General features: G+C 60.4%; 9 protein-coding genes. 4 read left to right on the top strand and 5 right to left on the bottom strand.

Going from position 1 to position 9,583, the window contains the following annotated elements; genetic code table 11:
• Positions 1 to 118 precede the first annotated feature (118 nt).
• Positions 119 to 763: an EAL domain-containing protein gene (locus Q1K49_RS14405; protein WP_300526663.1), complete on the top strand. Its 645-nt coding sequence runs from the start codon at positions 119 to 121 to the stop codon at positions 761 to 763.
• 88 nt (positions 764 to 851) lie between these two features.
• Here Q1K49_RS14405 and Q1K49_RS14400 read toward each other — a convergent pair whose 3' ends face one another.
• The 5 genes from Q1K49_RS14400 to Q1K49_RS14380 all read right to left on the bottom strand — a co-directional run bounded on the left by Q1K49_RS14400 (position 852) and on the right by Q1K49_RS14380 (position 6,041).
• Positions 852 to 1,793 carry a DMT family transporter gene (locus tag Q1K49_RS14400; protein WP_300526662.1) on the bottom strand — a complete coding sequence of 314 codons (942 nt, stop codon included), beginning with the start codon at positions 1,791 to 1,793 and terminating at the stop codon, positions 852 to 854.
• 249 nt (positions 1,794 to 2,042) lie between these two features.
• On the bottom strand, positions 2,043 to 3,359 hold the full coding sequence (locus tag Q1K49_RS14395; RefSeq protein ID WP_300526661.1) for a TRAP transporter large permease: 1,317 nt from the start codon (positions 3,357 to 3,359) through the stop codon (positions 2,043 to 2,045).
• Positions 3,356 to 3,847, bottom strand: a complete 492-nt coding sequence (locus Q1K49_RS14390; RefSeq protein ID WP_300526664.1) for a TRAP transporter small permease — start codon at positions 3,845 to 3,847, stop codon at positions 3,356 to 3,358. The genes Q1K49_RS14395 and Q1K49_RS14390 overlap by 4 nt, the downstream gene beginning before the upstream one ends.
• Positions 3,848 to 3,987: 140 nt before the next feature.
• Complete coding sequence (locus tag Q1K49_RS14385; RefSeq protein WP_213694178.1) at positions 3,988 to 4,974, bottom strand: TRAP transporter substrate-binding protein; 987 nt, start codon at positions 4,972 to 4,974, stop codon at positions 3,988 to 3,990.
• A 206-nt stretch (positions 4,975 to 5,180) separates the two neighbouring features.
• Positions 5,181 to 6,041 carry an oxaloacetate decarboxylase gene (locus Q1K49_RS14380; protein ID WP_300526660.1) on the bottom strand — a complete coding sequence of 287 codons (861 nt, stop codon included), beginning with the start codon at positions 6,039 to 6,041 and terminating at the stop codon, positions 5,181 to 5,183.
• Positions 6,042 to 6,199: 158 nt separating this feature from the next.
• Here Q1K49_RS14380 and Q1K49_RS14375 point away from each other — a divergent pair, with 158 nt between their 5' ends.
• The 3 genes from Q1K49_RS14375 to Q1K49_RS14365 all read left to right on the top strand — a co-directional run.
• Positions 6,200 to 6,736: a GNAT family N-acetyltransferase gene (locus Q1K49_RS14375; RefSeq protein WP_300526659.1), complete on the top strand. Its 537-nt coding sequence runs from the start codon at positions 6,200 to 6,202 to the stop codon at positions 6,734 to 6,736.
• Between the two features lie 79 nt (positions 6,737 to 6,815).
• Complete coding sequence (locus tag Q1K49_RS14370; protein ID WP_300526658.1) at positions 6,816 to 7,718, top strand: DMT family transporter; 903 nt, start codon at positions 6,816 to 6,818, stop codon at positions 7,716 to 7,718.
• A gap of 189 nt (positions 7,719 to 7,907) precedes the next feature.
• Positions 7,908 to 9,583: class I SAM-dependent DNA methyltransferase (locus Q1K49_RS14365; protein WP_300526657.1), on the top strand; the 1,676-nt coding region annotated here is incomplete at its 3' end.

Raw genomic sequence — 9,583 nt, 5'->3', positions numbered from 1 at the left:
CCGTTTCAGGACCGGCTGGTTTTGCATACCCTCTTTCAGGGCTATATTCTGCTGTCAAGTTGCGTCTTTCTAAAAATCCCTCAATTCCTTTCCGGTTACTTCACCTCGTCTATCCCTCTTGACTTTTGATAGCTGGCCTCCCCTGATCATTCACCTTGCGGAGGAGACGGGGACCCTCTACGAACTGGAGCGGTACGTTCTCGGAATAGCCGCAAGAAATGCGGGCGTCCTCCGCGGAGTATGTGGACGACAGCTCAAGACCTGCGTCAACATAACGGCGACCACCTTCTGCGAGGAGACCTTCGAACAGTTTCTCCGGGAGCTTTTCGAAAAAGAAGAGATTAAGCCGGGAGACCTGTGGCTGGAGCTGACGGAACAGAAGGCGTTCGTCTTCGACCACGCCACGGAACAGAAAAGTCGACGTATCCGCGCCATGGGTTTTCCCCTGGTCATCGACGATTTCTCCATGGGGCATACCTCGCTGAAATATCTCCAGCGCAACGAATTCGACATGGTGAAACTCGACGGATCCCTTGTCCGGGAGATCAACGGGAATTCCCGGTGCAACGATATCGTCGGTTCCATCGTCTCTCTTTCCGGGACGCTGAATTTCATCGTGATGGGAGAATGCGTGGAAACGAAGGAAGAGCAGCTCTCGCTGGAGCAGCTCGGCTGCGTGCACTATCAGGGGTATTTGTACAGCCCCGCGGTTCCCTTCGAGGAGTTTCTTGAACTGCTGCGGGTCTCGAGGATCTCCGGATGAAGCTGTCTCTCCGGGAAAGCGGAATTCGGAGGTGGGTGCGGCATGACAGGGAGCCCCTGTGGAACCTGAGCGGGGCTCCCGCATATGCTCACATGCCGATGGCGGCGGATCCTCCCACGATGAAGGCGATGCCCGCCCACTGCACGGCCCGGGTGGGCTCCCGCAGGACGAAGAAGGAAAAGAGGGCCGTCAGAAACGGGCTCGTGGCGGTGATGGGTGTCACCAGCGACACCGGCGCCGTCCGCAGCGAGAGCGTGAAGAGCACGCCTCCCAGAGAAAGCCCCACAACCCCTGCCAGAACGACGCTGAGACGCCGCAGAGCAAGGGTTTTCCCCGCGGAAACCGCGTTGTCCCCCCTGCTGGTTTCGTCGCGCCGGGAGAGGAAGGTTTTTGCCTCCCGGCGTCCCTTTGCGGAGGAGAGCCAGATCCCCCAGGTGAGCGGGACGAGCGTCAGGGCCCGGAGGAAGTTGAAGGTCACGGGGTCCATGCCGGCGGAAGAGATGAGCCACTTGGAGATGGGGATGCCGATGCCCCAGCAGAGAGCGGCCAGGATGGAGAGCAGAAAGCCCTTTGTGGCGGCCTGCGGTTGTTCTCTGTCGTGTCCTTCCATGCGCAGAAAGACAAGGCCGAGGACGATGCACACCGTTCCTGCCAGGACATGGAGCGTGATGTGCTCGCCGAGCCACAGCCAGGAAACGGCGGTCACCACAAGGGGATAGGCACTGGAGATGGCCACGGCGCGGCTCACGCCGATGCTCTTGATGGCGGCGAAATAGGCCACATCGCCGAGGATGTTGCCGAGAAGGACGTTGCAGAGCACGACACCCAGGAGGAAGGGCGAGGTGGGGAAGGTTGCGGACGTGCCCAGAAGCGTCAGGAGGACCACGATGGATCCGCCGAGAAAGCCGAGGGAACGCACGGCGTTGATTTCCTGGTAGGAGAAGCTCTTCATCCCTTCCCGGAGGAGAAGCGGCGACGAGGCCCAGCAGATGGCCGTACCGGCGCAGAGGAGAAGACCCGCGAGTGTCATGGATGTTCGAACCTTCTTTCGAAAGATGGCGTTTTCTTGTGGAAAGTGTGACGTATCGGACGAAAGACGCATCGTGGCGGAAGGAGCGCTTCCGGGTAGAATCTCCTCGTCGGTACAATCCCGGCGCATTATACTCCCAACTTCGATTTAGTGCATCCAATATCTCACCGCGAGGGGAAAAACGCGAAACCTCCATGGCGGAAGGTTTCGCGACGGAAAGAGCCGGAGCGTCAAAAGGCGCCCCGGATGTCATTTGAGAAGCAGGTTCGGCAAAAAGGTGATGAGTTCCGGAACGTAAGTGAGCACCATCAGCTCTGCCACGAGGACGAGCACGAAGGGAATCGCCTCCCGGGCGATGTGCTCCACGGGAACACCGGAAATATTGGCCGCCACGAAGAGATTCATGCCCACCGGAGGGGTCACCTGCCCGATGGCCAGGTTGGTGATCATGAGTACGCCGAAGAAGACCGGATCGATTCCCAGGGAGACGATCAGGGGGTAGAGGATGGGCGTGAGGAGCGTGATGGCCGCTACGTTGTCCAGGAATGTGCCGGCGATGAGCAGCGTGATGTTGACGAGCAGGAGCACCGTTTTGGGGTTCCTGGAGAAGGACGTGACCGCGCTCACGAACTGCTGGGGAATCTGGTTCGTGGCCAGGAGCCAGGCGAAGATGGAGGCGGCGGCGATGAGGAACATGACCACCGCGCCGCTCAGAGCGGACTTGTAGCAGGCCGAGACGATGCGGCTCCAGGAAAGTTCCCGGTAGACGAAGCGCCCCACCAGCAGGCCGTAGAGAACCGCGATGCCCGCGGCTTCCGTGGGCGTGAAGATGCCGGAGTAAATCCCGCCGAGGATGATCACCGGCGAGAGGAGGGCGAAAAGGCTATCCCGAAATGCCTTTCCTTTGTCCGGCGGCGCGGCGGCGCTCTTCGGTTCCGTCGTGCCCACTGTTTCCTGGGTGGCGGTTTCCGTGCGGTATCCCCGTTTTTTCGAGATTCCGTATTCCACGACCATGAGGGAGATGCCGAGAAAAATCCCCGGAACGATACCTCCCACGAAGAGCTTGAGGATCGACACGTCGGTGATGATGGCGTAGAGAATCATGGTGCCGCTGGGAGAAATGAGAAGGCCCAGCAGACCGGAGCTGGCGATGACCGCTGCGGAAAAGGAGGGACGGTATCCCGCGTCCTTCATGTGGGGGATCATGATGGCCCCGATGGCGGCGGTGGTCGCGGCGGAGGAGCCCGAAATGGCGCCGAAGAACATCGCCGCCAGCGTGGAGACGATGGCCAATCCGCCTGCTACCTTGCCCACGAAGAGATTTGCGAAAGTCACCAGCTTTTTCGAGACGCCTCCCTCGGTCATGATGTTCCCCGCGAGAATGAAGAAGATCAGGGCCAGGAGGGGAAAGGAATTGATCCCCCCCACCATGCGTTGAGGAACGATGAAGAGGGGAATGGGCGTCTTCAGGGCGAGGCCCAGAAGAGAGGCTCCCACCAGGGAGAGCGCGATGGGAACGGAGAGACAGAGTAGCGCGGCGAAGGAGGCGAAGAGGAGACCGCTCATGAGGCGCCTCCCGGGGAGTGGTCGGGACCGTCGGCTGCGGAACAGGGCGGCGCGGCGTGGCCGTGTGCGCTTCCGCTGTCGCCCTCCGCGGAAACGCCCGCGAGAACGAGGAGAATGCGCACCGCGTAGTTGAGGCCCATGAGAGAACATCCGAGAAGAACGCTCAGGTAGAACCACCCCATGGGAACGGGAAAGGAACCGATGCTCTGGTGCATCGTCTTCGTCATCAGAATTCCCGACTGCCATGCCACGACACTCACGAGAAGCAGGCTCACGCCATGGGCGAGAAGGGTGAGCCCGTGTTCCCAGGCCCGGGGAATCGCCGTCCGGACCAGGTCGATCCGAATGTGGGCTCCCTCGGCCACCGCGAGGGAAGCTCCGAGGAAGACCATCCAGATATTGAGATACTGCAGCAGCTCCTGGGACCAGGGGATGGGAAAGAAAAGGACGAAACGGGACACGATCTGAAGGAGCAGCACGAGGAACATGGTTGCCACGAGGGCCACCAAAAGGAGACGAGTCGTCCTGTTCAGCAGGGCCTGCAGTTGCCGCAGCTGCTGGAAAGGCGGCGTGGATGTTCCGGGTGCGTGTGAGGGCTGGAGTGAGCCGGACATGAGGACCACAGCGGCTACAGGTTCTGGATCATCCGCACCAGTTCGGCCCACTTTTCGCCCCGCTCCTTTTCGTACTGGTCGTAGAGCGGACGCATGGCCTCCTGAAAGGCGGGAAGATCCACCTCGTTGATCTCCATGCCCTTCGCCTTCAGTTCCTCGATCTCGCCCGCCTCGGTCTCGGAGACACTCTTCCGGTCGATCTCCGCCACTTTCTTCCCCGCGCCGAGCAGGGCCGCCCGGATTTCCGGGGCCAGGGAGTCGAACTTTGCCTTGTTCATCACCAGCGGCTCGTAGACATGCTGATGGCGCGTGAGGGAGAGATACTTCTGCACTTCGTAGTATTTGCCGCTCAGTGCTCTTCCGGTGGGATTCTCCTGGCCGTCCACCGTGCCGAGCTGGAGCGCGGTGAAGAGTTCGCTCATGGTGATGGGCGTGGGGTTCACGTTCAGGAGGGTGAAGGTGTTGACGGCCATCTTGGATTCACCGATGCGGAGCTTCATGCCCGCCATGTCGGCGGGGGTGACGATGGGCTTGCGGTTGTTCGTGATGACCCGGAAGCCGTTCTCCCACCATCCCAGAAGAACCATGCCGTGCTCCTGAAGGATGTCCTCCAGCTTCTTCGCCGCATCGCTGCCGTCAAAGGCGGTCACGTGGGCGTAGTCCCGGAAGAGGTACGGAAGATACAGCGCCTCGAATTCGGGGATGATGTTGCCGATGATGGGGTCGGCGGTGAGGACCATGTCCTGCGTGCCGAGCCGGACCGACTCGGTCATGTCCGGAAGGGAGCCGAGCTGGTTGGCGGGGAAGATGTTGATCTTCACCTTGCCGCCCGTTCCCTCCTCCACGAGTTTCGCGAAGAGTTCCGACGAGGTGTGGTAATGGTGGGCGACCGATGCGGCGTGTCCCAGATTGAGTTCGATCTCCGCGGCGAAGGAGCCGGAGACGAGGACGAGGGAAAAGAGCGCAACCGCGAGAAGAAGCGAAACGTGCCGTGCCTTCATTTGAACAACACCTCCGGGAGAGTCCGGCTGTTCTGCCGTGTCTGTCCGGTTTCCTCCGGCGAAGGGACTGCCTTCGTCTTTTCGGAGGAACACCGCCGTCGTGAAAAGCGCATTTCGGGAATTTTCCACCTCCGATCGGCTGCTTGAGAAGATAAGGCCGCCCCGGGCCGGGGAGACCTTTGCGGAAACACGCCTCCGCCGGGGCGTCAGAAGAAGCGTTTTTCCCGTTCCCGGATCTCCGGTGCGCCGATGAAGCGGAAGAACTCGTCGAAATCCATCATGCTCTCCCGGCAGCCCGCGGTGGTGCCGTGGGTCGCGAGTTCAGTCATGCAGCGCATCGCCGCCCCGGCGACGGCATAGGTGAGGGAGCAGGGATGGACCACCACGGCGTAGCCCAGGTCCTGGAGTTCCTGCGGCGTTTTCAGGGGAGTCTTTCCTCCCTCGATCATGTTCGCCAGGGTCGGCTTGAGGATTTCCCGATTCACGGTTCGCATCTGCTCCTCCGAGGTCACCGCCTCGACGAAAATCATGTCCGCTCCCGCTTCGGCGTAGGCTTTTCCTCTCCGGATGGCGTCGTCGAAGCCGTGCACTGCCAGTGCGTCCGTGCGGGCCATGATGACGAGATCCGGGTCCTGTCGCGCCGCGACGGCCGCCTTGATTTTCGCCACCATCTCCTCCAGGGGAATGACCGCTTTGCCGGCCATGTGGCCGCAACGTTTCGGAAAAACCTGATCCTCGATGAAGAGCCCTGCTACGCCGGCTGCCTCGTATTCGCGCACGGTACGCATCACGTTGTTCACGTCTCCGTACCCCGTGTCCGCGTCGGCGAAAACGGGAATGTCCACGGCGTTCACAAGATTCCGGTACTGATGTACCATCTCCGTCATGGTGAGGAGCCCGATGTCGGGCTTTCCGAGGAGGGAGGCGGAGAAACTGTAGCCCCCCGCGGTAAGGGCCTTGAAGCCGCATTTTTCGATCACCCGGGCGGTGAGACCGTCATGGGCGCCTGGAAGCACCAGAATTTCCGGTCCCTCCACCAGAGTGCGGAACAGGGTTGTCTTTCGCACGCGCAAGTCGCCTTCTTTCCAGGGCACAGGATTTTCGATACGTTATAATAGCACGCCATTGTGTTTTTTCGTTCGATTCTTCCTGCGGGGCGGTTTTTACGGAGAAGCGTTTCCGGTTTTTGGGAAGGCCCGAAAAAAACGAATGAGAGGAGAAAACCATGCATTTCCGCAAACTGGTGGGAGACAAGTGCTACCTGTCGCCTCTTTCTGTGGAGGACGCGGAACAGTGTACGGCCTGGCTCAACGATCTCGAGGTGGTGCGGAACCTTTCCAGGGTTTCCGCGGTCATCGGCCTTGAGGCGGAACGGGAGGCCCTGGAGAAGATCGGCAGGGAGCACAACTACGCCATCGTCGATCTCGCCACGGAGGCCATGATCGGCGTCTGCGGCTTCTTTGACACGGACCATCTGAACGGCACGGCGGAATTGGGTATTTTCATCGGGGACAAGGCGTACTGGTCCAGAGGGTACGGCCGCGAGGCGATGACCCTTTTGCTCCGGTACGGATTCGACTACCTCAACTTCGAAAACGTGCTGCTCCGGGTGTATTCTTTCAACGCCCGGGCCATCGAATCCTACAAAAGAGTGGGCTTCCGCGAGATGGGCCGCCGCCGGCGGGCCCTGAAACGGGAACGGCAGTTTTTCGACGTGATCTACATGGACATCACTCCGGAGGATCTCTCCGGCGACGCATAGAGGCGGAAACCGAAACGTTCCTGCCGAAAAGAGCGCCGCAGGAGTTTCTTTCCGTACAGACGAAGGGCGGGCAACGATCATGCAGGAATTTCTGGGATGGATACTGGCATTGGGCGCTACGGTGATCTGGGCCTTTACGCCCGTGCTCTACCGGCGGAGCGGGGAACATTTTTCCGTGTGGGGCACGGGCGCGGTGCGTTGCATCGGCTATCTGGCCACGGCGGGATTTTATCTCGCCATGACGGAGGGGGCGCGGGCGCTTCTGGCTCCTCCCTCGGGAGAGCAGCTTTTTGCCATCATCGCCGGGGGGGTGGTCTGGCTCGTCGTGGGAGACGCCTTCTTCTTCGCCGCCCTGAACCGCCTCGGAGTGGCGGTGACCTCTGCGGTGACCTCCGCCTATCCGCTGCTCGCCGTCCCGGTGTCGTGCCTCTTTCTCGGCGAATCCTTCCATCTTTCCCTTCTCTTCGCGGCGGCGCTCATCGGCGGCGGGCTCTACCTGGTGGCGCCCCGGGAGGACGGAACGGAGGCGCTGCGCAATCGAACGGGAATGTTCTTCGCCTTCGCGGCCATGGTCTGCTGGCTTGCGGGGCTCGTCTCCTGCAAAGTGTCGGCAAACGTTCTTCCCGTGGCAGAGATCGAATGGTGGCGGGCCCTGGGAGTGGCCGGCGTTTCCTGGCTCGTGTTCCTCCTTCGGGAGGGACGTTTCGGCGCAGGCTGCGCCGCGCCCTCCGGATTGCGGGGAGCCCCCGCCTCTGTCGTGCTCTGGACTGTGGCCGCCGGAGCACTGAGCCTCACCGTAGGCAACCTGCTCTTCACGGGAAGCCTCACGGCCATCTCCGCCGTGGTCGCCACGAACATCGTTTCCATACGACCTTTCCTCTCCGCTCTCTTCGGAGCGCTGCTGCTCCGTGAGCGCCTGACTCCACGCCTTCTCGGCGGTATCGGCCTCGTCGTTTCCGGCGTCGCCGCCATGTCCTTCTGACGCAAAAGGATGGAAGGCACGCCCCATGGCGTGCGGCGGAAGCGCCCCCGCATTGTCAACGGGCGAGAGGAAGACCCCCGAAGAGCGTGAAAAGGACGGATTTTTGAGTGGGCGTATCCCTGGTCCGTCATCTGTCACAAAATTCGCGGACCCTACCGGCCAAACCAGTACAAGGACATCATGCTCCCCATGACCGTCCTGCGCCGTCTTGACTGCGTCCTGGAGCCCACCAAGGAAAAGGTGCTCGAACAGCGGGCGAAACTCTCGGGTGGCAAGGTCAAAAACGTCGATCCCCTTCTCTATCGCGTCACGGGTGTGCCTTTTTACAACATCAGCCACTGCACCTTTGAAAAGCTCAAAGGTGATCCGAACAGCATCGCCGCCAACCTGACCAATTACATCAAGGGTTTTTCCTCGCGGGCTCGAGAGATCATCGAGTACTTCGGGTTCGAGGAACATATTGCCAGACTCGACAGGGCAGACCGGCTTTATCTGGTCGTGGCCAAGTTCTGCGATATCGACCTGAATCCGCATGTCGTCTCGAACATTGAGATGGGGTACATCTTCGAGGAGTTGATCCGGCGGTTTAATGAGGCATCGAACGAAGAGGCGGGCGATCACTTCACCCCCCGCGAGGTCATTCGCCTGATGGTAAACCTTCTCTTCATGCCGGATGGCGACATTCTCACGACCAAAGGCATCGTGAAGACCCTCTACGATCCGGCCTGCGGGACGGGCGGCATGTTGTCCGTAGCCGAGGACTACGTGCGCGAACTCAACCCCGACGCTTGCTTGGAAGTCTTCGGTCAGGACTACAACGCTCAGGCCTATGCCATCTGCGGGTCGGACATGATGATCAAGGGCTGGGACATCGAGCACATCGCCTTTGGCGACAGCTTTACCGACGACCGTTTCCCGATCCACAAGTTCGATTACATGCTGGCCAATCCTCCCTTTGGTGTGAAGTGGAAGCCGGAAGCCGATTTTATCACGCGCGAACATGAAGAGCAGGGCTTCGGAGGACGTTTCGGCGCAGGATTGCCCCGCATCAATGACGGCTCCCTTCTCTTTCTCATGCACATGATCAAGAAGATGAAGGAGCCGAAGGAAGGAGGCACCCGCCTTGGAATCGTCTTCAACGGGTCGCCGCTGTTCACCGGTGCGGCAGGGTCTGGAGAGAGCGAGATCCGCCGCTGGATCATCGAGAACGATTGGCTGGAGGCCATTGTCGCTCTGCCAGACCAGCTCTTCTACAACACCGGCATTTATACCTATCTCTGGATCGTCACCAACCGGAAAGAGCCGGGCCGCCGGGGTAAGATCCAAATGGTGGATGCAACGAGTTTTTTCAAAAAGATGCGCAAATCCCTGGGCAACAAGCGAAACGAAATCTGCGACGATCAGCGCGACGAGATCACCCGGCTCTACGGAAATTTCAAAGAGGTCGAGCATGTCCGCATCTTCGACAATGCCGACTTCGGTTACCGGCGCATCACGGTGGAACGTCCGCTGCGGCTCAACTTCGCGGTGGACGAAATGCGAATCGCCCGCCTCAAGGAAACCACGGCCTTTGCCAACCTTGCTTCCAGCAAAAAGCGTAAGGATACGAAGGTTGCTCAGGTCGAGATCGAAGAAGGCCGCAAGCTACAGGAATGCATCCTGTCTGCCCTGCGGCCGCTTGCCGGTCAAGGTATCGTCAAGAACAGGGAACGCTTCTCGGAGGAGGTGGCGACGGCATTCAGGGTGGCGAGTCTCAAAATTCCCGCCGTGCTCTTCAAGGCCATCCTCATGGCCCTGGCGGAACGGGACGAAACAGCGGATGTCTGCACCGACGCCAGGGGAAACCCCGAATCCGATCCCGACCT

The organism is Aminiphilus sp. (genome assembly GCF_029975095.1).
In the GTDB taxonomy this organism is placed as follows: domain Bacteria; phylum Synergistota; class Synergistia; order Synergistales; family Aminiphilaceae; genus Aminiphilus.
Note: the sequence above shows the minus strand (reverse complement) of the source record. Positions and strands in the feature narration are given on the sequence as shown.